This window comes from Dactylosporangium sp. NPDC049140 (genome assembly GCF_040648435.1).
In genome coordinates this window covers 67,480-94,218 of record NZ_JBEZDS010000036.1, presented here as the reverse complement: position 1 = coordinate 94,218, position 26,739 = coordinate 67,480, and the positions used below count along the sequence as shown (strand labels likewise).

21 protein-coding genes are annotated in these 26,739 nt (G+C 73.9%); 3 read left to right on the top strand and 18 right to left on the bottom strand.

Annotated elements, in window-relative coordinates:
* Positions 1-106: 106 nt before the first annotated feature.
* The 5 genes from AB0B76_RS40420 to AB0B76_RS40400 form a co-directional block, all read right to left on the bottom strand.
* Complete coding sequence (locus AB0B76_RS40420) at positions 107-1,123, bottom strand: AI-2E family transporter (RefSeq protein ID WP_360385672.1); 1,017 nt, start codon at positions 1,121-1,123, stop codon at positions 107-109.
* On the bottom strand, positions 1,120-1,986 hold the full coding sequence (locus AB0B76_RS40415) for a PPK2 family polyphosphate kinase (RefSeq protein WP_360385670.1): 867 nt from the start codon (positions 1,984-1,986) through the stop codon (positions 1,120-1,122). The genes AB0B76_RS40420 and AB0B76_RS40415 overlap by 4 nt, the downstream gene beginning before the upstream one ends.
* Positions 1,967-4,666: a cation-transporting P-type ATPase gene (locus AB0B76_RS40410; protein WP_360385668.1), complete on the bottom strand. Its 2,700-nt coding sequence runs from the start codon at positions 4,664-4,666 to the stop codon at positions 1,967-1,969. The genes AB0B76_RS40415 and AB0B76_RS40410 overlap by 20 nt, the downstream gene beginning before the upstream one ends.
* A gap of 177 nt (positions 4,667-4,843) precedes the next feature.
* Complete coding sequence (locus AB0B76_RS40405) at positions 4,844-6,154, bottom strand: ATP-binding protein (protein ID WP_360385666.1); 1,311 nt, start codon at positions 6,152-6,154, stop codon at positions 4,844-4,846.
* A 107-nt stretch (positions 6,155-6,261) separates the two neighbouring features.
* Positions 6,262-7,146: an SDR family oxidoreductase gene (locus AB0B76_RS40400; protein ID WP_360385664.1), complete on the bottom strand. Its 885-nt coding sequence runs from the start codon at positions 7,144-7,146 to the stop codon at positions 6,262-6,264.
* 147 nt (positions 7,147-7,293) lie between these two features.
* Here AB0B76_RS40400 and AB0B76_RS40395 point away from each other — a divergent pair, with 147 nt between their 5' ends.
* Genes AB0B76_RS40395 through AB0B76_RS40385 form a run of 3 tightly spaced genes read left to right on the top strand, consistent with a single transcriptional unit; the run spans position 7,294 to position 9,843 of the window.
* Positions 7,294-7,797 (top strand): SigE family RNA polymerase sigma factor, encoded by a 504-nt coding sequence (locus AB0B76_RS40395; RefSeq protein ID WP_360385662.1) that lies wholly within the window; start codon positions 7,294-7,296, stop codon positions 7,795-7,797.
* On the top strand, positions 7,794-8,948 hold the full coding sequence (locus tag AB0B76_RS40390; protein WP_360385660.1) for a hypothetical protein: 1,155 nt from the start codon (positions 7,794-7,796) through the stop codon (positions 8,946-8,948). Before AB0B76_RS40395 ends, AB0B76_RS40390 begins: the two co-directional genes overlap by 4 nt.
* A 25-nt stretch (positions 8,949-8,973) precedes the next feature.
* A complete protein-coding gene (locus AB0B76_RS40385; protein ID WP_360385658.1) occupies positions 8,974-9,843 on the top strand; it encodes an alpha/beta hydrolase in 870 nt (289 codons plus the stop codon).
* Between the two features lie 46 nt (positions 9,844-9,889).
* On the opposite strand, the gene AB0B76_RS40380 is transcribed toward AB0B76_RS40385, so the two are convergent.
* The 13 genes from AB0B76_RS40380 to AB0B76_RS40320 all read right to left on the bottom strand — a co-directional run bounded on the left by AB0B76_RS40380 (position 9,890) and on the right by AB0B76_RS40320 (position 26,737).
* The gene (locus AB0B76_RS40380; RefSeq protein ID WP_360385656.1) at positions 9,890-11,113 is read right to left on the bottom strand and encodes a hypothetical protein; all 1,224 of its coding nucleotides are present in this window, start codon (positions 11,111-11,113) and stop codon (positions 9,890-9,892) included.
* Positions 11,110-13,575, bottom strand: coding sequence for a hypothetical protein (locus AB0B76_RS40375; protein ID WP_360385654.1), 2,466 nt, complete (start codon positions 13,573-13,575; stop codon positions 11,110-11,112). Before AB0B76_RS40375 ends, AB0B76_RS40380 begins: the two co-directional genes overlap by 4 nt.
* Positions 13,575-15,731, bottom strand: a complete 2,157-nt coding sequence (locus tag AB0B76_RS40370; protein WP_360385652.1) for an ATP-binding protein — start codon at positions 15,729-15,731, stop codon at positions 13,575-13,577. Before AB0B76_RS40370 ends, AB0B76_RS40375 begins: the two co-directional genes overlap by 1 nt.
* Entirely contained in the window at positions 15,728-17,917 is a 2,190-nt protein-coding gene (locus AB0B76_RS40365) for a hypothetical protein (RefSeq protein WP_360385650.1), read from the bottom strand. Before AB0B76_RS40365 ends, AB0B76_RS40370 begins: the two co-directional genes overlap by 4 nt.
* A 33-nt stretch (positions 17,918-17,950) precedes the next feature.
* Complete coding sequence (locus AB0B76_RS40360; RefSeq protein WP_360385648.1) at positions 17,951-19,600, bottom strand: phage tail protein; 1,650 nt, start codon at positions 19,598-19,600, stop codon at positions 17,951-17,953.
* A 13-nt stretch (positions 19,601-19,613) separates the two neighbouring features.
* Positions 19,614-21,818: a baseplate J/gp47 family protein gene (locus AB0B76_RS40355; protein WP_360385646.1), complete on the bottom strand. Its 2,205-nt coding sequence runs from the start codon at positions 21,816-21,818 to the stop codon at positions 19,614-19,616.
* Positions 21,815-22,204, bottom strand: a complete 390-nt coding sequence (locus AB0B76_RS40350) for a GPW/gp25 family protein (RefSeq protein WP_360385644.1) — start codon at positions 22,202-22,204, stop codon at positions 21,815-21,817. The genes AB0B76_RS40355 and AB0B76_RS40350 overlap by 4 nt, the downstream gene beginning before the upstream one ends.
* Positions 22,205-22,216: 12 nt before the next feature.
* Entirely contained in the window at positions 22,217-22,561 is a 345-nt protein-coding gene (locus tag AB0B76_RS40345; RefSeq protein WP_360385642.1) for a hypothetical protein, read from the bottom strand.
* 12 nt (positions 22,562-22,573) lie between these two features.
* Positions 22,574-24,208 (bottom strand): phage baseplate assembly protein V, encoded by a 1,635-nt coding sequence (locus tag AB0B76_RS40340; protein WP_360385640.1) that lies wholly within the window; start codon positions 24,206-24,208, stop codon positions 22,574-22,576.
* Positions 24,205-24,951 carry a LysM peptidoglycan-binding domain-containing protein gene (locus tag AB0B76_RS40335; protein ID WP_360385638.1) on the bottom strand — a complete coding sequence of 249 codons (747 nt, stop codon included), beginning with the start codon at positions 24,949-24,951 and terminating at the stop codon, positions 24,205-24,207. The genes AB0B76_RS40340 and AB0B76_RS40335 overlap by 4 nt, the downstream gene beginning before the upstream one ends.
* A 1-nt stretch (position 24,952) precedes the next feature.
* The gene (locus AB0B76_RS40330; RefSeq protein ID WP_360385636.1) at positions 24,953-25,765 is read right to left on the bottom strand and encodes a DUF4157 domain-containing protein; all 813 of its coding nucleotides are present in this window, start codon (positions 25,763-25,765) and stop codon (positions 24,953-24,955) included.
* A 157-nt stretch (positions 25,766-25,922) separates the two neighbouring features.
* On the bottom strand, positions 25,923-26,288 hold the full coding sequence (locus AB0B76_RS40325; protein WP_360385634.1) for a hypothetical protein: 366 nt from the start codon (positions 26,286-26,288) through the stop codon (positions 25,923-25,925).
* A gap of 2 nt (positions 26,289-26,290) precedes the next feature.
* The gene (locus tag AB0B76_RS40320; protein ID WP_360385632.1) at positions 26,291-26,737 is read right to left on the bottom strand and encodes a phage tail protein; all 447 of its coding nucleotides are present in this window, start codon (positions 26,735-26,737) and stop codon (positions 26,291-26,293) included.
* Between the last annotated feature and the right edge of the window lie 2 nt (positions 26,738-26,739).

Below are 26,739 nucleotides of genomic sequence, written 5' to 3'. Positions count from 1 at the left end.
GTCGGCCAGCAGCAGCCGTACGACGCTGGGCGGCAGCCCGTGGATGAGCGCGTTGGTTCGCGAGGTCAGCCGGGATAACCCGCGCGGCCCGCCTTCTACCCTCCGGTCAGGCGTCGGGTGGACGCGCGGCGCGGCGGACCTTCCACCACGAGCGGACGATCGCGGTCAGCGGCGGGGCGAGGAACACCCCGCACAGCCCGCCCACCGCCGCGCCCACCACGGTGGCCGCGAGCACCGCCACCGGGTGCAGGTCGAGGGCGCGGCCGAAGATGAGCGGGCGCAGGACGCCCTCGAGGAGGTTCTGGGTGATGAGGACGATGACGAGCATCCACACGGCCGCGGTGGCGCCGCCCGAGCCGAGCGCGAGCAGCACCGCGAACGCGGCCGAGACCCAGGCGCCGAGGTACGGCACGAACGCGGCGACGAACGTGACGACGGCGATCGTGAGCAGGAACGGCACCCGCAGTACGGCCGCGCCGAACGTGATCACGGACGCGTCCATGGCCGCGACGACGGTGGTGCCGACCATGTACCGCCGCAGCTGCACCGACGAGCGCCGGACGAGCTGGTGGTCGGGGTCGATCTCGGTGGGGAGCCGCCGCTCGATCGCCGCGCCCCAGCGGGGTCCGTCGTGCAGCAGGTAGTACAGCAGGTACGTGCCGACCAGCAGGCCGACCACGGCCTGCCCGAGCGCGATCGCCCCGCCGGTCACGGCCGAGCCGACGCCGAGCAGCGCGGCGCGCCACGACGCCGACTGCAGGATCGTCTGCACGGGGTCGGCCCCGAGCGCATCCTGCAGCCGCCGGCCGGCCTCGGCCAGGGCCGGGCGCCACTCCGCGGCCTGCAGCGTCAGCACCCACACGAGCAGCGCGGCGACGAACACCAGGCCGAGTGGCAGGATGAGCGCCCCGACCAGCGCCGCGGGCCCCTGGGCCAGGCCGATCCGCCGCAGCCGGGCCACGAGCGGCTGCACGGTGATGGCGATGACGACCATGAGCAGCAGGGGCATGACCAGCGGTACCAGCACCGCGACCGCCGCCGCGGCCAGCGCCGCCCCGCCGACCAGCCCGGCGACCGACCAGCCGGTCCGCCCGAGCCGCTGCAGCCGCTCCCGGCCGTTCACTTGTCCTCCAGGGCGCCGCGGAACTGCTTGAGGTCCCGGCGCGCCTTGCGGTCGAGGGTCGGGTAACGCGGGTCCATCGCCATGAGCGTGTCGGCGATGACGGCGGCCGCGGCGATGCGGGCGAACCATTTCTGGTCGGCCGGGATCACGTGCCACGGCGCCCAGTCCGTGCTGGTGTGGGACAGCAGGTCGGCGTAGGCGCGCTGGTAGTCGTCCCAGTGCTGCCGCTCGGCGAGGTCCGAGGCGGAGAACTTCCAGTTCTTGGCCGGCTCGTCGATGCGGGCCAGCAGGCGCCGGCGCTGCTCCTCGGGGCTGAGGTTGAGGAACAGCTTCACGATGTGGAAGCCGCTCGCGGCGACGTGGTGCTCCCAGTTGTTGATGGCCCGGAACCGGTCCCGCCAGTGTGACGCCGGCGCCTCCGGGTCGTGCACCCGCACGACGAGCACCTCCTCGTAGTGGGAACGGTTGAAGATGGCGATCTCGCCGCGGGCCGGCAGCCGCAGGCTGTACCGCCACAGGTAGTCGTGGGCCCGCTCCTCGGCGCTGGGCACCTTGAAGCTGTGCACGCGCACGCCCTGCGGGTTGACGCCGCTCATGACGTGCCGGATGGTGCCGTCCTTGCCGCCGGCGTCGAGGGCCTGGAGCACGACGAGCACGCCCCGGGTGCCCTCGGCGGCCAGCCGCGCCTGGTGGTCGGCGAGCAGCGCCACCCCGCGCTCGAGCAGCTCGGCGCCGTCGCGCTTGTGCACGAGATCGCCGGTGTAGCCGGGGTCGAAGTCACGGGGCAGCCGGACCCGGCGGCCCGGCTCGACCCGCAGCGGGGCGATGAGCTCGGCGATGCGGTCACGCTGATGCTTGGGCATTGCGGGCCTCCCTCCGGCGCAGCAGCGCCTTGCGCGGCTCCGTCACCGCGAGTACCGACGCCGCCGCCACGGCACAGACCAGCCACTCGGCGAGGTCGAGGTGGACGGTGTGCAGAAGCACCTGCAGCGGGGCGAACTCGGTGGCGAGGACGATGGTGAGCAGCGACAGGCCGCTGGTCACCAGGAACCGGTGGTCGTCGAACGTGTCGAGGCTGAACACCGAGCGGGTGTCGCTGCGGACGGTGGCGGACAGGTACAGGCTCAGCAGCGAGAAGGTCGTCAGCCCCATGGTGCGGGCGGTGTCGAGGTCGTGCCGGACGTCGGTCCCCGCGAGCACGGCCAGCGTCACCGTGCCCAGCACGACCCCGAGCACGCCGAGCCACGCGAGGGTCCGCCCGGCCAGCAGCGGCTCGTCGGCGGGGCGGGGCGGGCGGCGCATGATGTCCTCCTCGGGGCGGCCGTAGCCGAGCCCGATGGACTGCAGCAGGTGCACGGTGAAGTTGACCCACAGCGACTGCAGCGGCAGGAACGGCAGCCCCGCGGCGATGCCCAGGATGCCGGCCCCCAGGAAGGTGGCGATGAACCCGATCAGGGCGCCCATCTGGAAGTACACGTACCGCTTGAGGTTGTCGTAGAGCGCCCGGCCGATGGCGACCGCCTTGACGATCGTGGCGAAGTCGTCGTCGGTGAGGATCATCGCGGCGGCCTCCTTCGACACGTCGGTGCCGGTGATGCCCATCGCGATGCCGATGTCGGCGTGTTTGAGCGCCGGGGCGTCGTTGACCCCGTCGCCGGTCATCGCGACGATGTGGCCCTTGCGGCGCAGGATCTCCACCAGGCGTACCTTGTGCTCCGGCGTGACCCGGGCGATGACCCCGATGCCGTCGATCTCGCGCACCGCCTCCTCGTCGTCCATCGCCGCGAAGTCGGCCCCGGTGATGGCCCGGCCGGTGATGCCGAGCTGCCCGGCGATGGCGCTCGCGGTGACCGCGTGGTCGCCGGTGATCATGCGGACCTGGACGCCGGCCGCGTGCGCCTGGGCGATCGCGTCCCGGGCCTGCGGCCGCGGCGGGTCGACGATGCCGGCCAGCGCGAGCAGGGTGAGCTCGTCGAGGGTGCCGAGCAGGTCGCCGTGCGGGTCGAACGTCGCCGGGTCGAAGTCGCGGCGGGCCGTGGCCATCACGCGCAGGCCCTGCCCGGCCATGCGCTCGTTCTCGGCGAGGTACCGCCGCCGGCGCTCGTCGTCCAGCGCGCCCCGCGCGAGCAGCTGGTCCGGGGCGCCCTTGACGAAGCAGCGCACCACGTCGCGCCCGGACTCGTCGGTCATGCGGTGGTAGGTGGCCATCAGCTTGTACGCCGCGTCGAAGGGCACCTCGGCGATCCGCGGGTACCGCTCCCGGGTCGCGGCCACGTCGAGGTGCCCCTTCTCGGCGAGCACCACGAGCGCGCCCTCGGTCGGGTCGCCGACGAGCCGCCCGGCGGTGACGACGGCATCGCCGGCGAGCGCCATCGGCAGCAGATAGGGCTCCAGCGGTACGTCGGGGTCGCCCGCCACCCGCCGGATGTCCCCGTCGGCGGCGTAGCCGGTGCCCGACACCGTGTACCGCCGGCCCGGGATCGCCAGCTCCGCGACAGTCATCTGGTTGAGCGTCAGGGTGCCGGTCTTGTCGGAGTTGATCGCCGACGTCGAGCCGAGGGTCTCGGTGGAGCGCAGCCGCTTGACGATCGCGTTGGCCCGGGCGAGCAGCTGCGTGCCCAGCGACAGGATCGTGGTCACCACGGCCGGCAGCCCGGTCGGGATCGCCGAGATCGCGAACGCGATGGCCGCGGTGAACACCACGTCGAAGGTGTTGCCGCGGGCCAGGCTCAGCAGGACCGACACCAGCAGCGCGACGCCGGCGACGAGCAGGATCTGGTTGGTCAGCCGGCTCAGCTGCCGGGTCAGCGGCGTCGGCGGCTCCTTGCCGGTCTGCAGCATCCCCGAGATCCGGCCGACCTCCGTGGTCATGCCGGTCGCGGTGACCACCATCTCGCCGGTGCCGCGGGTGACGCTGGTGTGCATGTAGGTCATGTCGACCCGGTCCCCGAGCGCGGCGGCGGCCGCGGCGACCACGCCGGCGTCCTTGCCGACCGGCACGCTCTCCCCGGTCAGCGCCGACTCGTCGACCTCGAGCCGGGCGGTGCGCACCAGCCGCCCATCGGCCGGCACGCGGTCGCCGGCCTCGACGAGCACCACGTCGCCGGGCACGAGTTCCTCCGCCGGCACCGAGTCGGTCCGCCCGTCGCGGCGCACCCGGGCCCGGGTGATCATCGCCTGCTGCAGCGCGCTCACCGCGGCCGCGGCCTTGCCCTCCTGGCGCAGCCCGAGCACGGCGTTGAACAGGGTCAGCGCGACGAGGAGCAGGCCGGTGCCGTACTGCCGCAGCGGATACACGCTGCCGAGGCCGGCCACCAGCAGCACGATCTGCATCGGGTCGGCGTACTGCCGCACGAACGCCCGCCATCGCGGCTCCCGGCCGGCCTCGGTGAACCGGTTCGGCCCGTACGTCCCCCGCCGCCGCTCGACTTCGTCAGGCGTCAGCCCGGCCTGCGCCTCGACGTGCTCGGCGGCCAGGGCCTCGGCGGCCGACAGCGCGTGGAACGGCGGGTCCTGCGTCGGCGGCAGCGTGGAGGTACCCATCGCCGGGTGCTACCCGCACCATCGCGGCTCAGCCCTGATCGCGCCGCCGATCATCCGGGCCGCTCATTCGTGCTCCGGCGGCGGGTGGATATAGGTGTCGAGCCAGGTGGCGGACGGCTCGCTGGCGTCGGCGACGAACCCGCGGCCGTCGAGGGCGCCCATCCGGGTCCACGGGGCTCATCCGGTAGCGACCAGGTGGTGGCGGCGCTCCGGCTCGGCCGCGGCGGCGGGTTTCCCGGCCCGCGCCGGCTGGGTCTTGGGCAGCCAGACGGTGAACCGGCTGCCCTTGCCGGCGCTGCTCTGCACCCGCACACGACCGTGGTGACGGCGGGCGAGCTGGTCGACCAGCGCCAGGCCGATCCCGGCGCCCTCGTGGGTGCGGGCGCGACTGTCGCGGACGCCGTGGAAGCGCTTGAAGATGTGCGGCAGCTGGTCGGCCGGGATGCCGACGCCGGTGTCGCTCACCGCGAGCTCGGCGTGCTCGGGCAGCTCCCGCAGCTCGACGCTGATCCGCCCGTCGAAGGTGAACTTGAGCGCGTTGGACAGCAGGTCGGCGACGATCTTCTCCCACATGCCGGGGTCGACGGTGACCGGGCCGCTCATCGGCGGGCAGTCCACGCGCAGCTCGAGCCCGGCGCGGTCGGCGGCCCGCGGAAGGCGCTGACGATGTCGACGGTGAGCGCGGCCAGGTCCACCTCCTCCGGGTGGGCCCGCAGGCGCCCCGCCTCGAGCTCGGAGAAGTCGAGCAGGGTCTCCACCATGAGCAGCAGCCGGCGGGCGTTGCGGGCGGCGATGTCGACCCTCGGCCCGCAGCGGCGCGGGCAGCCCGGCCCGGTCGGCCCCGAGCGTCTCCAGCGGGGCCAGCAGCAGCGTCAGCGGGGTCCGCAGCTCGTGGCTGATGTTGGACAGGAAGTCGGTCTTCGCGCGGTCGAGCTCGGCCAGGCGGTCGATGCGCTCGCGCTGGCGCTGGCGGGCGGTGGCCTCGGTGAGCGAGCCCGCGACCTGCCCGGCGACGAGGTCCAGGAACTCCCGGTACCCGCCGTTGAGCGGCAGGTGCGGGTTGATGCCGAGCACGAGGACGCCGGCCACCTGGCTCTCGGCGTCGTACGGCTCCCGCAGCGGGAAGGCCGCCGCGCTGTGCGGCTCCCGGGCGGCGGCGCCGATGGTGACGCCGCGGAACGTCTCGGCCAGCCGCTCGGCGGTCGCGGCGCGATCGGTGCGGACCACCCGGCCGACCGGCCAGGCCGCGTCGTCGTCGAGCAGCGCGATCACGACCCGGCCCCGCTGCAGCACCATCCCGTCGACGGCCCAGCTCACCGGCAGCCCGGTGCGCCGCCGCACGATCTCGACCAGCGCGCTGCCGTGCCCGCCCAGGTGCTGCGCCACGAGGACCGCCGCGGGAAGGTCGGCCGGGAACGCCTTGAGCACCGTGATGACGGCGCCGAGCCCGGCAGCGGCCGTCCACGCGGGGAGCGCGAACGCGGCCACGCGCTCCCAGCCGCCGCGGCCCAGTCCGGGCCCGGGCCCGCGGTCACCCGGCCAGCCTGCGGGCCGGCGCCCCCGGCCCACATTTGCCGAACGGCGGATCCCGCCGGTCAGCCCTTGAAGTAGTAGCCCGCGTCGAGATCGGCGATCAGGCCCTGGTGCCGCGGGGTCCAGCCGAGCAGCTTCCGGGTGTGCTCGCTTGACGCCTGCGCGTCGAGGCCGAAGAACTGGCCGATCCACCCGAAGTGGGCCGGGGCGTCCTCGGCCGGGATGGACTTGACCGGCAGGTCGAGCCCGCGGGCGATGGCCTCGGCGATGTCCCTCGTGGGCACGCCCGGCTCGGTCACGGCGTGCAGTACCGATGCCGCGGGCGCCTTTTCGAGGGCCAGCCGGACCAGCTCGGCCGCGTCGAGGCGGTGCACGGCCGGCCAGCTGCCGCCGTCGCCGATGTAGGCCGACACCCCCCGCTCGCGCGCGACGGACACCAGGACGGCGACGAAGCCGTGGTCGCCGTCGCCGTGCACCGTCGGGGCGAAGCGGATGATGCCGGTCCGCACCCCCCGGTCGGCGAAGGCCAGGGCGGCGTTCGCGTTGGCGACCCGCGGGTGGACGCCCGGGTCCGCGGTGTCCCGCTCCGTCGCCGGACGGCCCGGCAGGCCGGCCACGCCGGAGGCGATGAGCAGGGGGCGGTCGCTGCCGGCCAGGGTCTCGCCGAGCGCGGTGATCGCGGCGAGGTCGGTCTGCGCGGCGTCGGCCATGCGGGAGAAGTCGTGGTTGTAGCCGAGGTGTACCACCCCGTCGGAGTCGGCGGCGCCGGCGCGCAGGGCGTCGAGGTCGTCGAGGCCGCCCCGGCGCACCTCGGCGCCGAGGTTCGCGATGGTGGCGGCGGCCGCGTCGGAGCGGGCCAGGCCGACGACCCGGTGCCCGGAGCCGAGCAGCTCGGCGGTGACGGCGGAGCCGATCCAGCCGCTGGCGCCGGTGACGAAGATGCGCATGGTGGTCCTCCCGAAGGCGATGTCACTTGATGACATGCCAAACGCTAGCACGGCATGTCACCGGGTGACATGGAGAGTGGGGTAAACCTTTCCCGGGGCGTTGGACTCGAAGAGGGTGGATCGGCCCAGGGAAGGGGAACCCACCGCGTGCGCCCGGACAGGGAAGACGAGTTTCTGCAGTACGTCAGCAGCCGCAAGCAACGGCTGCACCGCGTCGCGTACCACCTGCTCGGCGACCGCGACCGCGCCGACGACGCCGTTCAGGACGTACTGACCGTGCTCTACCAGCGGTGGAACCGCATGCACGACGTCGCGAACCTGGACGGGTACGCCCACACGATGGTCGTGCGCGAGTGCCTGCGCGACCGCCGGCGCTGGCTGTCGCGGGTCCACCTGTGGGAGTCGCCGCCCGACGTGCCGGTCGTGGCCACCGACCCCGATGTCGAGGAGCGGATGCTGCTGCGCGCCGCGCTGCGGCAGCTGCCCGAGCGGCAGCGGACCGTGCTCGTGCTGCGGTTCCTGTGCGACCTGCCGGTCCTGGAGGTCGCGGCGCTGCTGGGGGTGGCCGAGGGCACCGTCAAGGCGCACACCGCCAAGGGCCTCGACGCCCTGCGCCGCCGGCTGGACACGACGACGAGGAGCCTGGCATGAGCGAGAACCCCTTCGCGATCCTGACCGGTGAACCGGTCCCGGACAGCCGCCTCGACGAGCGGGCGGTCATCGCCCGCGGACGGGCCCGGGTGCGCCGCCGGCGGGGCCTGACCGCGGTCGCGGCCGGTCTCACCCTGGCGATCGTCATCGGCGGCGTCGCCCTGGCCCGGCCCCGGCCCGAGCCGAGGCCCACCCCGGTGGAGCCGTCGCCCGCGTGCACCGCGCAGCCGGTCCCCGGGCTCGACTCGGCGGTGCTGGTGGCGATGGACGCGTCCGGCCGGTACCTCGCCGCCACCACGGCCGACGGCGACGACACGGCGCTGGTGCTCGCCGGCCCGGACGGCACCCGGACGCTCCCCACCGTGCCGCGGCTGGCCGTCACCGGCGTCAACGGCGCCGGCACGGTGATCGGCATCGTGCAGACCGAGGACGCCGAGGACGGGTACGTCGTCGAGGGCGGCACCACCGTCAAGCTCGGCCGGCCGGCGGGCGCCCTGAACGTCACCCCGTATGCCGTGAACGACACCGGCGACGTCGTCGGCGACGCCCGGATGCCCGGCAAGACCTACCGCGCCGTCGTGTGGCGGCGCGGGAACTGGGACCGGCCGCAGCTGCTGGCCACCCCGGCCGGCGAGGAGTCGATCGCGAACGGCATCGCCGCGGACGGGCGGATCGTGGGCAGCCAGGGCAAGAGCCCGCGGCCGTACCTGTGGCAGCCCGACGGCACCGGCGCGCCCCTGCCCACACCGGAGGGCAAGCCCGGCGGGGTCGCCAGCGACATCGTCGGCGACTGGGCGGCCGGCCCCGTCGACTACGCCGCCAACTCGATGGTCCTGAACAACGGCCGGACGGTCGGCAAGCCCCCGATGACGTGGGCCCGGTGGAACCTGCGCACCGGCGAGGTCCGGGCGCTCCCGGGCGGCAGCCAGGTGATGGCGATGGGCTCGGGCGGCCTGCTGGCCGACGGCACCGTGGTCGTGCGGGGCGACCGGACCGCCACGCTGTGGACGGACACCGGGACCACGCAGCTGCCCGTCCCGGACGGCTTCGCCCGCTGGCAGGTCACCGGGGCGAGCGCGAGCGGCGTGCTGGTCGGCGCCGCCTCCGACGACCACGGCCGGACGGTGACGTTCCGCTGGGCGTGCCGGTGAGGGCTTCGGCGGTACTGTGGCGGCCATGCGTATCTCGCTGGCCGACGGACGGGCGCTCGAAGTCCTCGCGTTCGGACCGGAGGACGGGCGGCCGTTCGTGCTGCACCTCGGCACGCCGTCCGGCCCCCGGGACGTACCGTCGCTGACCGGTCCCGCCGCCGAGCGCGGCCTGCGCACGCTGGTCCTCGGCCGGCCCGGCTACGCGGGCTCCACCCCGCGCCCGGGCCGGCGGGTCGCCGACGTCGCCGGGGACGTGGCCGAGGTCCTCGACCACCTCGGGTACGACCTGTTCGTCACCCTCGGCTGGTCCGGCGGCGGCCCGCACGCCCTGGCCTGCGCGGCGCTGCTGCCGGACCGGTGTGCCGCGGCCGCGACCCTGGCCGGCGTGGCCCCCCACGACGCGGGCGGCCTCGACTGGACCGAGGGCATGGGCCCGGAGAACATCGTCGAGTTCGGCGCGGCGATCGCCGGCCCGGAGGCGCTCACCGAGGTCCTCGACCGCCAGGCGGCCGGGCTCGCCCGGGTGACCGGGGCCGAGATCGCCGCGGCGCTCGGCGGGCTCCTGCCCCCGGTCGACGCGGCCGAGCTCACCGGCGACTTCGCCGACGCCGTCGCGCTGGGCTTCCGGTCGGCCGTCTCCACCGGCACCGCGGGCTGGCGCGACGACGACCTCGCGTTCGTGCGCCCCTGGGGCTTCGACCCCTGGGCCATCACCGTGCCGGTCTGCGTGTGGCAGGGCGGCCAGGACCTCATGGTGCCGCCCGGGCACGGCGCCTGGCTCGCGGCGCACATCCCGGGCGCCCGCGCGCACCTCGACCCGGAGGCGGGCCACCTCTCCCTGGTCCAACACGCCGACGGCATCGTCGACGACCTCCTCGCCGCCGCCGGCTGGTGATCCTCGGCACCGGGCCGGGCCGCGGACGGCGCCCAGCCCGGGCCGGTCAGGACGGCAGCCAGGGGCAGCCTTCCGGGCCCTCCCGCAGCGCTACGCCACCGTCGAAGGGCTCGATCCAGCGCAGCCGGCCGCCGCGCAGCAGGGGTTCGAGGTCGGTCGCGGGCGTCAGGCCGGCGACCCGCCCCGCGGCCCGGGTGCCCCACTCCCGGAAGGGTGCCGGCCCGGCCGGTCGGCGCCGGCTGAAGTAGGCGACGACGTCGCAGCGCAGCCCGGCGACCCGCACGGCCGCCAGCACGGCCCGGGTGTCCGGGTCGCCGAGCAGCTCGGCGTACACCGGTGGCCGACCGGGTCCGAGGGTTTCGGGCGTGATCTCCGGATGCTCGGCGGCGGCCGGGTCGACGACCGCGCCGGCCAGGCCGACGAACGTGGCGGGCACCTCGTCGACCGGTCGCAGCGGGTGCACCGGGTCCCAGTAGGGGCCGTCGAAGCCCCAGCCGTCGAGCGCGAGGCGGAGCACCTCGCCGGTGAACGGGCACCGGGACAGCCAGACGCGCGGCAGCAGGGCGGCGAACTCGCGGTCGAGCCGCGTGACCGCGGTCCGGTCGCCGGCCGCCTCGGCGACCTTGCGGGTGCCGACGAGCCCGTCGCGCCAGGCCTGGTCGCCGGGCCGCTCGAACGGCCGGGGCACCGCGTGGGTTCCGGTTGGCAGCGGTACCTCGCCGAGCCGGTCGAGCGGTGGCCGCCCGGCCCGGGCGTAGAGCGCGTCGATCCACAGGACGCGGGCCGGGTCGGGACCCTCGACGCGGACCGCGCCGGTGGGGTCCTGGACCAGGCGGGCCACCACCTCGCGGCGCAGATAGTCGTCGGTGCCGGGCCGGCGGAGCTCGACGACGTCGAATCCGGCGAGCTCGGGCGGCGGCTGCTCCGGGTAGGGGACGGTGGCGGCGACGTGTGGCACCGGTGGCATCGGCAGCTCGGCACGGGGGTCGCCGGCCCGCTCGCCGGGCAGCTCGACCAGCGGGGTCACCCAGAGCCGATCGGTCGAGCAGGCCCATCGGAGGGTGCGCACGAAATCGGCGCCGTCGGCGTTGGAGACGGTACGGCCGAACGGGTCCTGCAGCGACTCGCCCAGCAGGTCACGGGCGATCGCCCCGCCATTCGGGTGCAGCTCGAGGACGTCGATCCCGCCGTCGGGACGGACCAGCAGGCGGGCCAGCGGCACGACGTCGAAAGAATCGTCGAGCCGGCGTATCTCAGCGACAATCGTCACGGCGCCTCCCTGATCGAGCCGTTTTGGAGCCTGGTGACGATCTCGTCGAGGCGCGCCTTCGCGCCGGCCACTTCCCTGACGGTCAGCCACTGCCGCAGCTCGCCCTCGGGCCAGTTGCGCTGCAGCTGCCGCATCCGTGCGCTCATCTCCCTGCTCAGCGTGCTCGGCAACGGTCGCGGCTGGTGCTCGTCCGGGTTCGGTCGCCGGTTCGCGTTGACCCGCTCCGCCGTTGGCGGCAGTGAGGAGTCCTGATCGATGGCCAGCATGTCATAGCCGCCGCCGGCCCGCCGCTTGAGCAGGAAGTTGCTGCTGTGCCGGTCCTGCTGGGCGGAGACGTAGTCCATCGCGTCGAGGTCCAGGCGGTCCTGCGAGTTCCAGAACTCGTCGAACCCGGCCGGGTCGGTCGCTCGCACCTCCCGGCCGGGCTCGTAGCCGGCACGCCACTCCTGCAGCGAGCCGCGTTCGCCGTTCCAGGTGACCAGTCGCACGTCGGGGGTGTCGATGCCGAGGCGCTTGGCGATGAGGGCGGCGGCGGGGGCCCGGCGGTAGCGCTCCCCGGAAAAGATGCCCAGGCTCTCGCCGCGCAGACCCATCTCCTCGCCGCTGGCCGGCTTGAACAGCCAGCGCTTGCCGGACGGGTCCTTGAGCAGGTGTTTGCGGTTCACACCCTCGTTGCGATCGCCGCCCTGCCGGCTGACTATCCGTTCCTCGGTGAAGCCGTGCAGCTCCTCCGTCGCCGGCCTCGACAGCGTGGCCGCGCGGGCGTCCGGGTGGCGCAGGAACAACTCCGGCGACGTTTGCAGGCGCTGGTCGCCCGGGGCCGCGGTCGCCGGGCCGGGCGCCGAATCGGGCAGCGGTGACAAGGTCTCCGGGCCGGGCGCCAGGGCCGTGCTGCCGTGCGGCTGAACCGTCAGCGACTCGGCCGGCGTGCTGCCGCCGGGCCGGACGGTCCGGGACTCGGGCTGCGTCCGGCCATCGTGGGGAACCGTCCGCGACTCGGGCCGCGTGCCCGCCAGCGCCGTGTTCGGCTCCACCGTGCGCGGACTCACCGAAGAGGAGCCACCACCCGACGAACCACCACCCGACGAGCCACCGGACGAACCACCGCCCGACGAACCACCACCGGACGACGAGCCGCCGCCCGCTCCCCCGCCCTTGCCGGGCGCGGCGGACGACAGGGCGTGCTCCGTGGAGATCATCGCCGCCGACATCACCGCGTTGGACAGCATGTCGTCGAAGACCTGGGTGGCGAACTCGTCGAAGTTGTGCACCTGCCACTGCCCGTCGAGCGCCCGCTTGAGCGCGACCGCCGTGGCGGTGCTCAGCGGCGTGGCGCCGACGCCCGCGGACCAGTCCAGCACCGTCGCCATGGCCCGGCCCAGCAGCTCGTCCTCGGTCAACCCCAGCGCGGCCATCTCGGCCTTCGACATCTTCGCGAGCCAGCGGCCCACGGCACCCTTGAGCGCCTTGCCGAAGGCGCCGCCGGCGACGGCGGAGACGAAGCCGGTGACCGTGTCGGTCACCCCGCGCTTGGCGATGCGGCCGACGTCGAACTCGGTCCGCGCACCGATGCGCAGCTCGCCGATCTGCGTGAACGTCTCGGTCGCGACCCCGAGGCCACCGGAGGTCAGCGCGGACGCGGCGCTCTTGGCGAGCAGTCCCGCGCCCCGGCCGGCGAAGGCCACGCCACCGCCGGAGGCGGCCGCCGACAGCACGGCGATCGACACCTTGATCCCGGTGATGGCCCGACCGGCCCCGCGCTGGACGCCGTCCTCGTAGGTCGCGATGAGGTTCCAGCTGTTCTGCAGCTCGACGGAGGCGCGCTCCAGCAGCCGGGCGGATTTCTCGATGCGCATCCGGTCGGGGTCGAAGGCGAGCGCCGCGCGCATCAGCGGGAGGTTGCGAACGTCGTCGGACAGGCCGCGGTCGGAGGCCGCCTCGTTCTGCTCCCACTCCCGCCGCAGGACGTCGTCGTCGGTGCTCAGCGCCTGGATCGCCGCGGAGAGCGTTCCGCTACCGATCTTGTTCCACATGTCGAGGTCCGGCAGCACGGCGCCGCCGAAGGTCTCCGACCAGAACCCGGCGGTGCGGTGCTCCCGCCGCTCGACGATGTGGTCGTTGTGCAGCTTCCGGAACAGGTCGAGGTCGTGGTGGCACTGCCGCCAGTAGAACAGCAGCCGCTCCCGGGCCTGCTCGGCCGACAGGTTCGGATAGCTGCGGACCTTGCCGTCGATGAACAGATCGACGGTGTACGACTTGGGCTGCGGCGTATCCGACGTGAAGGTGAGCGGGGCCGGCGGCGGCGCCGCGGAACGGTCGGCGACGGCGGTGTTGCCGGCCGCCCGGTGCAGCGCCGGCACGCGCGGGTCCGCGGCCGGCTTGCGATCGTGCTTCCGGGCCGGGGCCCGGTGCGCCGGCGCGGCCCGCTTGCCGCGCGGCTCCTCGTGAGACTGCTCGCCCATCAGTTCCTCCCGCGTTGCGCGGGCTCGCCCGGCGGGGACCAGAGCTTGCCCATCTTCTCGTACTCGCGGCGGCCGCTGCGCAGGATGTGCGCCTCGGTGATGACGCCGCCGTCGGCCGCGGCGAGGAATGCGGCGCTGACGGCGATGTTGCGGATGTTGCCGCCCGCGACCGGGAACCACTCGGCGAGCGCGGCGTAGTCCACGGTGGACGACACCGGCGCCGCGGCCGGCACGAGCGTGCGCCAGATGCGTTCCCGGTGGTTCGCGTCGGGGAACGGGAACTCGACGTGGAAGCGGATCCGCCGGGTGAACGCCTCGTCGAGGTGCCGGGCGAGGTTGGTGGCGAGCAGGACCACGCCGTCGTACTCCTCCATCTTCTGCAGCAGGTAGCTGGTCTCGATGTTGGCGTAGCGGTCGTGCGCGTCGGAGACCTCGGTCCGCTTGCCGAACAGCGCGTCGGCCTCGTCGAAGAACAGGATGGCGTTGCTGGAGCGGGCCTCGGCGAACACGCGCGAGAGGTTCTTCTCGGTCTCGCCGATGTACTTGCTCACCACGCCGGACAGGTCGATGTGGAACAGGTCCAGGCCCAGGTCGCCGGCGAGCACCTCGGCGGCCATCGTCTTGCCGGTGCCCGGCGGGCCGTTGAACAGCGCGCTCAGGCCCCGGCCCCGGGCCGAAGAGCCGCCGAAGCCCCACGTCTGCCACACCCGGGCCCGGTGGCGGAACTGGTCGCTGATCTCGTGCAGCTGCGCGACGCTGTCACCGGGCAGGACGAGGTCGTCCCAGCCGGCCCGGACCGGCACCGCCACCGCCAGGTCCCCGAGCGTCGGCGCGCTCTGCCCGCGACAGGCCGTGAACAGGCCGGGCAGGCCGAGCGGGCCGGTGCGGGACCGCACGGCCAGGTCGACGGCGGCCGGGATGCGGCCGGCCGGCAGCCGGTAGCGGCCGGCCAGCTCGGTGGCCCACGCGTCGGCCCGGGGCGTGTGCGCGGCGAGCTCCTCCCGCCAGATCGCCGCGCTGCGCGCCGGATCGGGGGCCGGCACCGCGACCACCTGGACCCGGCCGCCCAGCAGCCGGCGGCCCTCGGGCCAGTCGTGCGCACCGGACAGGAACACCAGCCCGCCGTGCTGGTCCACGGCCGCGGCCAGCGCGGCGGCGACCGGCCGCTGCTCCTCCCCGCTCAGCGCGTCGGTGCCGGCCAGGTGGACCGCCGCGCCGAAGAGGCGCCCGTCGCGCAGCACCAGCGCCACGAGCGCGCCCGGGTCGGCGGCCGGCGGAACGGCCGGCACGTCGAGGCTGAGCAGTGCCCGGCCCAGCCGGGCACTGACCCGGCGGGCCAGGTCGTCGACGTCGCCGGCATCGGCGCCCATCAGCTGCAGCACCGTCGCCGGGCCGCCCGGGCGATGCGTCCCCGCCAGCCGGGCGACCCGCTCGGTGAGGGCCGGGTCGACCTCGGTCCCGGGGACCGGTGCGCCGGGCCGGTCCAGCCGGGCGTACCCGGACGTCCGGCCGTCGAGCCCCGGCGACCCGAGCAGGAACCGGGTCACCTGCGGGTCGAGGCTCAGCATCCGGGCCAGCCCCGACGACCCGGACGGGCTCTGCGGATCGTCCCAGGTGTGCACCAGGCCCGAGCGCAGCAGCGGCGCGTCCGGCGCGAACACCGGCCGGGCGGCCCAGCGCTCACGCTCGTCCGCGCACAGCAGGTCGAGCACGAGGTCGACGCTCGGCCGCTGGCGGGTGATGTCGTCCTGAAGGTAGGCGTACAACCGGTCGTACGCCCGCCGCAGCTCCGGCGCCAGGCAGATGACGACGGCGTCCAGCTCCATCGGCGACAGCCCGAAGTGGCGGCCCAGCGCGGGCAGGCCGAGCGTCACCCCGGCCCGCTCGCTGGCCCGCACCCGGTGGGCGATCTCGGCCGAAAGGTCGGCGGCCGGATCGGCGGGCTCCGGCGGCACACCGCCGGAGCTACCCGCGAGCAGCCAGTCGACCTCGGCCCGGGTGATGTACACCGCCCGGGCCACCTGGTCGGGCGAGATCGCCTCGTGCCGCTCGGCCGTGCGGGCCAGCCGCCGGGCGATCCTCACGTCGAGCCTGCGCAGCTCGTCGGTGAGGTGCTCGGCGCTGTCGCGGTAGGGCCGGACGCCGTCATCGGTCACGACGCCGGGCCGTCCGGTGCGGCGGCCGCCGCGCGGTCGGCCTCGGCCTGCCGGCGCGCGTTCTGCGTTTCGACGCGACCGGCCTCGGCGGCCGCGAACGTGCGCACGGACCGCTTGGCCAGCGCCGGGTTGCGCTTGATCAGCTCGGCGTTGCGTGGCCAGTGCACGCTGGCGTCCATCTGCCGGCCGTAGGCCTCCGGGTGGACGTAGAAGCCCCGCTCGTCCTCGGGTTTGTCCTCCTCGACGACGAAGTCGTTGGCGCGGGCGAAGGCGTCCTGCCGGACGCCGGTCAGCTGCCACGACACCTTGAGCCCGGCCGTGCCGCCGGCAATGCGGAACGCGTTGTCGCGCACCTCCTCGGCGATGTAGACGTTCGCGTGGCCTCCGATGCAGGTGAGCTGGTATCGGAAGTCGGTGGCGAGGGCGTCGAGCCACTCGGGCAGCTGGACCGTCGCGGTGCCGTCCTTGGCCAGCGTGACGTTGCCGCTGTACTGCACCGCCCGCTCGTCGGACTCGACGCTGGTGTGGTTCAGCAGCCGGTTGGCCGGGTCGAGCGGGTGGTCGATGGTGAACCGCTTGGCCCCGGCGGTCAGCGTGCCGCTCACGGACACGTCCTGGCTGAACGAGCCGAAGCCGAAGACCTCCAGGCCGCCGATGGTCTCGATGGCCGGGCCGGCTCCATTGTTGAGCGCGAAGATCGTCGCGGTGCCGCTGCTGTTCGACGCGCAGATGGCCTGGGCGTCCGCCGCCGAGGGGCTGAACGCGGTGATCTGGGCGGACGTGCGGGTCGTCAGCGCGGCGGTCGTGGCGGCGCCGGTGACCAGCGAGCCGGACGTGAGCTTGCCGGGGATCAGGACGTCGCCGGTCTCGCCGTCCACGGCGAGGCGCAGCACCCAGTTCTGCGGCGCGGCCTTGGTGGTGCCGTACACCTGGAACCGTCCGACGCCGGCGGCGTCGTCCATCTCCAGGGTGACCGCGGGCCGGGTGGGCACCGGGAACACCCAGGCGTTGTTCGCGTCGTTGTGGAACGCGTTGTACGACAGGCTGCTCCAGCCGAGCGTGCCGCTGAGGTACTGGGCGTTCTGGCGGATGCCGGAGGTGACGCCGACGTGCAGGGCGTGGGTGGCCGCCGGCGCGCCGATGCCGACGCGCGGCCCGACGCCCGCGTTCGGCGCGGACGAGCGGGTCGCGACCGTGACCTGGTCCGAGCCGGACCACAGGCGGGCGACGCCGTCCTGCGCGTACCAGATCCACCGGCCGCCGATGCCGCCGGTCTCGTCGAAACTGCCGACGGTCCGGTCGGCGAAGGAGAATCCGCCGTGGTTGCCGCCGGAGTGCACCTCGTTGCCCTCGACGTGCACGGTGCGCTGGGGCGGCTGGCCCTGCAGCCCGACCCCGACGCTGCCGCCGCCCGGCTGCAGCGCGAGCGTACTGCCGGTGGTGTCGGCCTTGAGGAGCTGATGGGCGGCGCCGCCGTCGGGCCGCATCGTGACGCTCAGGCTGCCGTCGCCCGCGGCGGTGATGTCGGCCGCCGGGACCTGCCCGACGGCGGCCGGCGCGCCGGTCGTGACGCGCGGGCGGCGCAGCTCGACCCGGCCCGCCGGCAGGCCCGTGAGGCGCCGGTTCTCGGCGGTCACCGCGGTGATCTTCGACTGGCCGTCGAGGCTCACCCGGGCGAGCACCACCTGGTCACCGTTGGCGCCGAGGTCGGCGACCGGGATGAGCCGCAGCCACGGCGCGTGGAACAGGTTCTGCTGGGTCGGCGTCGCGGCCGGGTCGAGCACCTCGCGGAAGGTGATGGTCAGGTAGCACTCGCCGGTCACGCCGGTGGTGGCGAGCGGCACGCCGGTGTTGTCGACCGGCACGATCGGGATGTTCACCACCTGGGTCGGGTTGACGCTCGGGTCGGTGACGGCCCAGCCGTTGGCCGCCAGCGCGATGAGGTTGCCGTTGCCGTCGAGGGCGACGCCGGTGCCGATCTGCAGGGTTGTCTGCCCGGTCGTGGCGGTGACGGCGAGGCCGTCCGCGACGCCGAAGGTGAACAGGTTGGTGCCGAGCATACGGTCGTGCGGCATCTGGTAGGACTCGGCGTCCACCAGGCTCTCGGCGTGTGCGGTGGCGCCCCCGCGCGGCCCGCCCAGGCTGAGATTGGTGTACTCGGTACGTTGGAGCGGCAAGCTGGTCACCGCGGCCTCCTCATTGGTTGGTGGTGTATCGGCTCAGATCTCTGTGACGAGGTTCCACAGCGCGTGGGCGGGCTTCTGCTGCTCGACGATGCTGCGGATGTTGCCGACGACCTGGCGCTGCATGACGCCGCGCGCGGCGGGGTCGGTGGGCAGCCGCGAGTCGGTGAAGTGCACGACGACGTCGAACCGGTACGGCAGGACGCGCGACAGCACCGACACGAGCCCGGTGACCTCGGGCTGGCCGGGGTCGGCGATGACCAGCCGGTCGCCGAGGGCGCACATGCCGGTCGGGTACACCAGCTGGCCGGGCTCCGTCGCCGCGGCAATGGTGGGCGGCGAGGCCGCGAGGTCGACGGCGTAGACCCGGGCCGGTTCGGCCGCGGCGAGCACGAACGGGTCGATCGTCGGCGGGGCGAACGGCTTGAGGCCGTTGTCGAGCACGTACAGCCGGGTGCCGGCCAGGACCAGACCGGTCGGCGCGACGAGCGGGTTGGCCGCCGGCAGCAGCGGCGTCTCGGTCCAGGTGGCCGCGCTGCGGTCGACCAGCACCAGGTTGCCGGCCGGAACCGGGACCCCGGTGGGCTGCTGGACGCCGCCGTCGCCGACGACCAGCCGGCCGTCGGGCCGCACGAGCAGCGCCAGCGGTTCGAGCACCGTGGTGAGGTTCTTGCGGGTCACCTGCACCGGGCTGGTCCCCGGCCGCACCGTAATGACCTTCGGCGGGTTGGCAGTGCCCGGCCCGTCGCCGCGGTCGAGCACCAGCACGTCGCCGTTGGTGTCGATGGCCATGGCGACCGGCCAGAACGTGCTGGCGCCCGCGACCAGATTGGTGAGGACGCTCGCCGACGCGCCGAGATAGGGCGACGGCAGCCCGTACAGCTGGCCCGAACGGTCCTGGATGTACAGGGTCTCCGGCAGCGAGCCCAGCGCGGGCCGTACGGCCAGCGCCGTGACCCGGTTGAGCGGCAGCGTGCCCGGCGCCAGCGGCACCGGCAGCGGCGGGGTCCCGGACACGTCGTGGTGCCCCGCCGGGTCGATGCGCCAGACGCGGTTCTTCAGCGGGATCGGCACCGACGTCGGCACGCCGATGTCGGCGACGAACACGCCGCCGCCCGGGGCCGGCGTGACCGCCCAGGGCCGCACGAGCCCCTCGGCCAGGATGGTGGTGCCGGACACGACCGGCCCCTGGCTGACGAACGCCGACATCGGGGCGAGCGTGCCCGCCGCCGGCGCGGTGATCAGCAGCCGCCGCCCGTCGTCGACGGCGACGCGGGGCCGGGCCGGGCCGATGGAGAACAGGTCCAGGTACCGGTTCAGCCCGTTGCGCAGCCCGCGCAGCCGGTCGATCCCGGCGATGTCCGCGGTCGCCTTGCGCTGCTGGTACGCGTCCCACAGGGGCTGCCCGGACAGCGTCGGGAACTCCAGCCCGACCCAGGAGGCCAGCCACGGCAGGAACTCCGGCGGCGTGCGCCACGGGTCGACCAGGTCGGACAGCCCGGAGATCACGGTGCCGATCGAGGCGTGCGTGTGCCCGTCGTGCGTGACGGCGACGCCGTCGTCGATGCCGGTGAGGACCTTCTCGAAGATGCGCAGGAACGCCCCGAGCGAGAACTCCGGCAGATCGGGCTCGCCCTGCCACAGTACCGGCGGCAGGTATTGCAGGTAGCTGCTCTTCTCGCTCACTCGCCCACCCCGCTCAGCTGGCCGGAACCGTCGTCGTGATCACGTGCAGGTTGTCGGCCGCGGCGCAGACCAGCTCGTAGTCGGCGACCCGGACCGTGGCGCCCAGCGGCGAGAGCGGGAACGGCCGCTCCAGGCCCGCGTTGTAGTTCCCCGCGGTACCGGCCGGATTCAGCGGCGGGAAGTGGTACGCCGGGATGTCGGCCTTGACCTGGAGGCCGGAGATGAAGCCGATGTCCTCGTTCGGCATGATCGCCGAGAACAGGTCGGAGACGAACACCGGCTGCTCGACCTGCCAGCCGGTCCCGTTCGCGCCCCCGCGCGTCGGGTGCAGGAACGTCTTGATGCGCGCCAGCGTGTCGGCCTTGATCTGGTTCCGGTCGGCGCCGGCGTCGATGGCCCGCTGCCAGACGATCAGGTCGACCTGCACGATGACCGGCAGGTACCGGGGCCCCGTGACCACCACGCGCCCGGTGAGGTCGCGGCGCTGGTCGAGGTGGGCCTGCACGGTGCGCACGAGGTCGGGGGTCGGCTGGGGCTGGGCGACGGCCAGGCCCTGGTCGGGCACGACGACGACGTTGACCACGCCCGGCGCGCGCTGGATGCCGGCGAACTGCCACGGGTCGCCCCTCTTCCACGCGGTGCCGCCCGGCGCGTCGGCGTCCTGCAGCCGCGGCGGCAGCGCCCGCGCGATGACGACGTCGTTCGTCGCCTCGGCCGCCAGGAACTCGAAGTCCGCGGCGGTGATCGCGCGGTCCCGGATCTTCAGCTGCTGCGGCGCCCGGCGCAGCGCGTCGTCGACCGGCTCCTCGTCGGCGCCGTCGCGGGCCGGGGCGAGGTTCGTCACCGCGGTGATGCCGGACGGCAGGCCGCCCTGGGGCGTCGGCCCGAGGACCGTGAGCCGGCCGGCGGCCACGTTGCCGGCCGCGCCGCCGACGACGTACCGGTAGGTCAGCGCGCGGATCTGGCTGCCGGCCGGTGGCATGGAACCGTGGCCCAGGCCGGTCTGATCGTCGAAGTTGCCGAAGCTCACCTCGGCGGTGACCGGGTCGACCTTGTACACCTGGCCCGGACCGGCCGGCAGGTCCGCAACCTGCGTCCAGGTCTGGAACACCGCCGGGTTGCCGGTGCCGACCTGCACGGCGAGGTGGGCGTACGGCGCGGTGCCCGGCTGCCGGTACAGCGGCCGGTTCGCCAGCGGCACGACCTGGAACGGCTGGCCGGTGCCGCCGCCGAGCGCCTCGGCGGCCCGGATCGACAGCGCGTGGTGCGCCGGCGCGGCGTTGAACAGGATCCGGTCGACGCCGATGGTCAGCGGTACCCCCGTGGTGTTGGCCACGCGCACGCCGATCCAGAACCGCGGCCGCGTCACCGTGGCGTTCGGATCGGACGCGGTGACCGTGCTCCAGCCGGTGCCGGGCGGGTTCGTCGGGGCGACGGTCGGCTGCTGGGCGGCCCAGTCGCCGGGCAGCGTCAGCCGGACGCTGCCGTCGTGCGTCAGCGCGGCGGTCGAGTCGGACACCGTCGGGACCGCCGGCCACGCGAGGGGCTCGGTCGTGCCCTTGGAGTACACCCACGCGGCGGTGACCTGGCCCGGGCCGGGCGCGGGGCGGTACAGCCGCAGGCGCAGGAGCACCTCCTCGGCGCTGGCCTTGTCGAAGCCGAGGCAGACCTGGGAGACCTGGTTGGCCGGCAGGGTCAGCGGGTACGTCGCGGCCGGCGGTCCGACCAGGTCCTTCACCGCCACGTAGGTGCCGCTCGTCGCGTTTGTCGCGAACGGCCCGACGACGAGCGCGTCGGTCAGCGCGACGGGGAGCACCGTGACGTCGTCGTCGGTCTCGAAGACGATCGGCGGCACGGCCCCGGCGCCGCCGGACGGCGGTACGGTCTGCGCCCGGGTGCCGGCCGGCACGGTCGACTTGGCGCCGGCCGTGAAGGTCAGGAAGGTGCCGGCCGGCGCGACCGGGTCCCGGGTCACGCCGAGCAGGTTGAGAAACGCGAGGAAGTTCTTCTCGGGCACCCGGTTCAGCCGGAAGACGACGCCCTCGGCGAGCCAGGCGAACAGCTCGATGAGCGCCACCCCGAGGTCGCTCGGGTTGTGGTCGGTCCACTGTGGAGCGTACCGGGGAATGAGCGCCCGCATCTCGTCGACCAGGTCCTGCCAGCTGCGGTCGTCGAGGTTCGGCGGGACGATCCGGCCGCGGTCGTCGGCCACTGTCACCGCCCCCGCTCGAGATAGAAGGGGTACACCAGGTTGCGCACGTCCTGTGTCGCGCGCAGCCGGTAGGTGACCGTGATGATCAGGGCGCCGCGCTGGGGGTCGTTGTCGACGTCGACGCCGACGACGTCGATGCGCGGCTCCGAGCCGGCGAGGCCTTCCTGCACGTAGTAGCGGGCCAGGTTGGCCGTGGCCACGTCGTTCGGGGCGAACACGAGGCTGCGCAGGTTGCAGCCGAAGCGCGGCCGCATGACCCGTTCCCCGAACTGGGTGCCCAGGATGACGCGGATCGACTGCTCGACCTTCTCCTCGCCGGCCGACTCACCGATGCCGGCGATCCCCACTTGCAACGGGTACGTCATGCCCCGCCCGTAGAACTCAGCGTTCATCGTTCTCCCTCGTCACTGTGCGGTCAGCTTCGTCTGGTTGGCCGTCGACGGCGTCTTCAGCAGCTGGAAGAGTCCCGCGACCACCCCGTTGGTCGTGCCGGCCAAGCCGTCGAGCAGGACCGGGCGGGCGCCGGCGCGCAGCTTGACCGCGACCCCGCCGGTGATGCCGGTGACGTTCTTGCACGGCGTGATGCCGGATCCGCTGTTCTTGCAGCCGATGGCGGTGTTCGTCAGCAGCGGGTCGGTCCGCACCAGCACCGGGTTGGTCGCGAACCGCAGCTTCGTCTGACCGGTGAACGTCACGGCCCCGTCGTGGACACACGTCACGGTGCTGGTGGTCGTCAACACACTCGCCATGGGGGCACGCTCCTAGCTGACGTCGACGTGGTCGCTGGTCATGACGAGCTTGGTGGCGCCGCCGGCCGCCTCGAGGCTGATCTGGCCGCCCGCCGCGATCGTGAGGTTCTGGGCCGCCCTGATGGTGACCGAGCCGTTCTTCGAGTCCAGCGTGATCGTGCTGCCGCCGGCATCGCTGACGACGACCTTGCCGGCCCCGTCGGTGTCGTCGAACACGATCGAGTGCCCGGACCGGCTGACGATCACCCTGAGGTCGTTGTGGCCGTCGTTGCGCACCGGGGGCGGCGCCTGGACGGTCCACAGGCCGCCCAGCACGTACGGGCGGTTCAGGTCGCCCTTGGCGAACGCGACCAGGACCTGCTCGCCCTTCTCCGGCAGCGCGTAGAAGCCGGTGGTGTCGCCGGCCATCGGTCGCGCGCACGGCGCCCAGTTGCTCACCACGTCGTCGGACAGGCCGGGATAGCTCACCTTCACGCGGCCGAGCGGGGACTGCCCGGCGGCGAGCTCGTCGTTGTCCTCGACGGTCGCCACGATGACGCCGAGGTACGGCTCGGCCGCCGCCGGCGACGGCTCGTGCAACAGCGTCCGGCGCAGCAGGGGCAGCAGGCCCGTGTGCGCGTTGCGCGCGATGTCGAACGAGGTCCAGAAGCCCTTCTCGTCGATGACGTGGCTGACCTTGCGGGCCCGGTACGTGCCGCTGAACCGCTTGCCGACGCCCTCGATCGTCACGTACTCGCCGGCCCGCAGGCCGGGCCGGCCGATGCAGGTGCCGGTGCCCTCGTACAGGCCGTCGAGCACCTCGGCGAGCAGGGCCCGGGCCAGCTCGGTGGCCGAGAAGGGGTTGTCGGCGTCGTCGCCGAGCAGCGCCTGGCGGGTCAGCGACGCCAGCAGGTCGGCCGCCGACGAGCCGAGCTTCTCCAGCAGGTTGTTCCGGTCGACGTCCCCGGCGAGCGCGATGCCGACCATCGTCTGCGCCAGTTCCTGGTTATACCCGCGCACGACCTGCAGTCCGGCCAGCACGCTCGCGGAGACGCGCGGCGCGAACGCGGACAGGTTGCGCCCCCACTCCAGGACGAGGGCCGACGTCTGCGGCCGGGGGAACTGGAAGTGCAGGCGGTCCCACTCGACGTACACGTCGAAGAAATGCCGCTTGGCCCGCTGCTTGAGGAACGCGAAGTCGGATCCGGTCTTGGACACCCGGCCGGCGAACGCGGGCGTCGGGTCGACCACCGGGACCAGCCCGTTGGCGAGCGCGAGCTCGGCCGCGATGAGGCTGTCGGAGGTGTCGGCGAAGCTCGTCGGCGCCGGCTGCTGGCGGCGCATGCGGTGCGAGCGGTCGGCGCCCTTGATGACCACGGTCGGCGGCCCGTCCGGCGGGAACGACGGCTCGATCGCCGTGATCTCGCCGAGCAGCGCCGGTTCCAGCGCGGTGCCGTACCCGATGTGGATCTCGATCTCCTTGCCGAGGTCGAACAGCGCCGAGTCGAGCACGGCGTTGTCCGGGTTGCGCACGACGAGCGCGAAGCTCCCGGCGACGTCGAGGTCGGTCGTGACGGACAGCCGGGTCACCTGGGCGGCGATGTCGGCGGCCAGGGTGAGGCCGGCGATCCGGACGGCGAAGCGCGGCGCGAAGAACGGTTCGGTCATGGCTGGCCCCGTCCGGGGGACACCGGGCCGGCGCCGGCCGGGGCCGGGATGACCAGCGGCTGGCCGGTCCGCAGTGCGAACGGGTCGTCGAGGTTGTTGGCCTGCGCGATCTCCCGCCACCGGGCCGGGTCGCCGAGGAACGCGGCGGCCAGGCCGCTGAGCGTGTCGCCGCCGGCCACGACGTGGATGGTGTGGGTGGTGATGCCGACGGCCGTGCCGGCGGCGTTGACGGCGCCGGACAGCACAGGTGAGCCGAAGAACACGCCCTGCTCGGTGCGCAGGTCGATCCGCACGAACTCGTGCAGCTTGACCGACAGCGTCGAGCGCACCGGCGTACCGTCGCGCAGGAACATGGTGAACCGCTGGGCCGCCTCGACCAGGACGCACTGGAACTGCAGCCGACCCATGGAGAACAGCAGCACCGGCGGCGCCTGGGTCTGCGGCGCGACATCGAGCAGGGCGACGATGGGCGCGGTGTGCGCCCGCACGTCCTCGCCGGTCTCGTACGAGTCGAAGAACAGGTCCATGCTCAGCGTGCGGGCCCGGCCCCGGATGTACTGCACCGGCGACGCGTTGAGCCCGGGCACCGGGATCTCGGCGAACGCGTTGCCCTGGTCGAGCACCAGCTCTTCCGGGTTGTACATCACCGGCAAGCCGGCGCCGGTGGTGGTGTTGACGAGCAGCGCCTTGGCCAGTCCGTTGCCGGCTGGCACGGGCGCGGCCGCGAACCGCGGCTGGGTCATCTCAACCTCCTCGCTCGAACTCGTCGCGCAGCTGCCCGATCAGGTCTCGCAGCAACCCCGCCTTCAACGCCTCCAGGTCCAGCGCCGCGCCGCCCGGGGACGGCAGCGTGCGGTCGACCGGCGCGGTCATCGGGCGGGACACGGCGTATCCGGCCGGCGCGGCGACCGGGTCGGGCGCCGGGCCGAGGGCGGGCGCCCCGGCCGGTTGCGCCGCGGGTGCGGCATGTCCACCGTGGACCGTCGGGAGTGGACCGGGCATCGGCGCCCGCGGCGCGTCCGGCGCCAGGGCTCGCTCCTCCCGCGCCAGTGCGAGCCGCTCCTCCTCGCCCGCCCCGCCGGTGGTCGCCCGCCGCCACGCGGCACCCGGCCGCATCCGCTCGACGACGTGGGTCGCCTCGTGCACGAGCAACGCGAAGCCGCGCGGCTCCCGCGGCCGGAGCTTCCCGGCCCGGAAGTACACGTCGTTGCCGACGCTCACCGCGTCCGCCCGGTGGGCGCGGGCCCGGGCGTCGGCCGCGTCGTCGTCGTGGACCCGCACGGCCCCGGCGGCGTCGCCGACGAGCGGTCGCAGGCGGGCGGTCACGTCGGCCGGCAGCGCCCGCCCGGCCCTCGCGGGCGGGGTGGCCGGGCGCTCGGGCGTCGCCTCCCGGCGGTGAAACCGGGGGCCGGCCGGCGACGGCAGCTGTCCGAGGTGGTCGAGCAGCACGCCCAGGGGCGCCGCCCACGGGAAGCCGAGATTCTGACGGCCGGCGATCCGGCGGCCGAGGCCGTCGAGCCGCCGTCCCAGCGTGTCGGGCTCGCTGCGGGCGCTCACCGTACGCCCGCCGCTTCCTGCTCCTCGACCACGCTGGTGACCTCGCGCAGCCAGCGCAGCCGCTCGGTGTGGTCGAGCTCGAGCAGTTCGCCGAGGGTCCAGGGGACGTACCGTCCCAGCAGCGCTATCTCCCGGTAGACCCGGTCCGTGGGATAGCCTACGATTCCCCCAAGATCGGCACCTCCACCTCGTGCCGCTCGTCGCAGTGCGGGCAGCGCACCGACATCGCCCGCGGGACCAGGCCGTTGACCCGGTTGTAGAGCTCCTGCAGGTACGCCAGGTCCTCGGAGAACAGGCCCTCGATGACACCCGGGTTGACCTCGGCCAGCCCGCCGAGCTTCGTCACGACCCGCGAGAGCAGGACGACGATGAGGTACGCCGGCCAGCCCTGCACGCGCGGGTCCTTGAGCGGATAGATCTCGTCGGCCGCCGTGGCGAGCCGCATCGTCCCCGCGCGATGCAGGTTGCCGGCGCCGTCGACGTAGCCCTTGGGCAGCTCGAACGCAAAGTCGGTGACAAGCATCGTCAGGCCCTCGTCAGGCCCTCGTGCGCCAGGACGAGCGTGTCGATGGCGATGTCGTTGCCCTTGCCGCTGAACGTCGGGCCCTCCCACCGCGTCGGCCAGGCGCGCACGAAGTTCCAGCGCACGACCTCGGTGTGGTTGGTCAGGTCGAACACGACAATCGAGCCGTTCTTGCGCGCGACGATGCCGTCGACGATCTGCTGGCGCCAGTCCCACAGCTCGGTGGAGCTGGTGAGGCCCCACTTCAGCGTGATGTCGGTGTACGTGGTCTTGCCGGGAAGCTTGCGGACGGTCGTGTTGTCGCCGCCCTCCCGGGTCTCGATGATCTCGGTCGTCGAGCCGAGCCCGCTGCAGTCCGTGAAGCTGGCTTGCGCGATGCCGCTTTCGTTGAGCTCCACGAGGAAGTTGAAGTTCCGGTACGGATCGATGAGCTGTCCGGTCTGTGGCATCT

What these genes read in the sequence shown, in the direction of transcription:
- AB0B76_RS40415 (WP_360385670.1), bottom strand. Translation starts at nt 1,986, where the DNA reads ATGCCCAAGCATCAGCGTGACCGCATCGCCGAGCTCATCGCCCCGCTG.
- AB0B76_RS40410 (WP_360385668.1), bottom strand. Translation starts at nt 4,666, where the DNA reads ATGGGTACCTCCACGCTGCCGCCGACGCAGGACCCGCCGTTCCACGCG.
- AB0B76_RS40400 (WP_360385664.1), bottom strand. Translation starts at nt 7,146, where the DNA reads ATGCGCATCTTCGTCACCGGCGCCAGCGGCTGGATCGGCTCCGCCGTC.
- AB0B76_RS40390 (WP_360385660.1), top strand. Translation starts at nt 7,794, where the DNA reads ATGAGCGAGAACCCCTTCGCGATCCTGACCGGTGAACCGGTCCCGGAC.
- AB0B76_RS40385 (WP_360385658.1), top strand. Translation starts at nt 8,974, where the DNA reads ATGCGTATCTCGCTGGCCGACGGACGGGCGCTCGAAGTCCTCGCGTTC.
- AB0B76_RS40375 (WP_360385654.1), bottom strand. Translation starts at nt 13,575, where the DNA reads ATGGGCGAGCAGTCTCACGAGGAGCCGCGCGGCAAGCGGGCCGCGCCG.
- AB0B76_RS40350 (WP_360385644.1), bottom strand. Translation starts at nt 22,204, where the DNA reads ATGAACGCTGAGTTCTACGGGCGGGGCATGACGTACCCGTTGCAAGTG.
- AB0B76_RS40345 (WP_360385642.1), bottom strand. Translation starts at nt 22,561, where the DNA reads ATGGCGAGTGTGTTGACGACCACCAGCACCGTGACGTGTGTCCACGAC.
- AB0B76_RS40340 (WP_360385640.1), bottom strand. Translation starts at nt 24,208, where the DNA reads ATGACCGAACCGTTCTTCGCGCCGCGCTTCGCCGTCCGGATCGCCGGC.
- AB0B76_RS40335 (WP_360385638.1), bottom strand. Translation starts at nt 24,951, where the DNA reads ATGACCCAGCCGCGGTTCGCGGCCGCGCCCGTGCCAGCCGGCAACGGA.
- AB0B76_RS40325 (WP_360385634.1), bottom strand. Translation starts at nt 26,288, where the DNA reads ATGCTTGTCACCGACTTTGCGTTCGAGCTGCCCAAGGGCTACGTCGAC.
- AB0B76_RS40320 (WP_360385632.1), bottom strand. Translation starts at nt 26,737, where the DNA reads ATGCCACAGACCGGACAGCTCATCGATCCGTACCGGAACTTCAACTTC.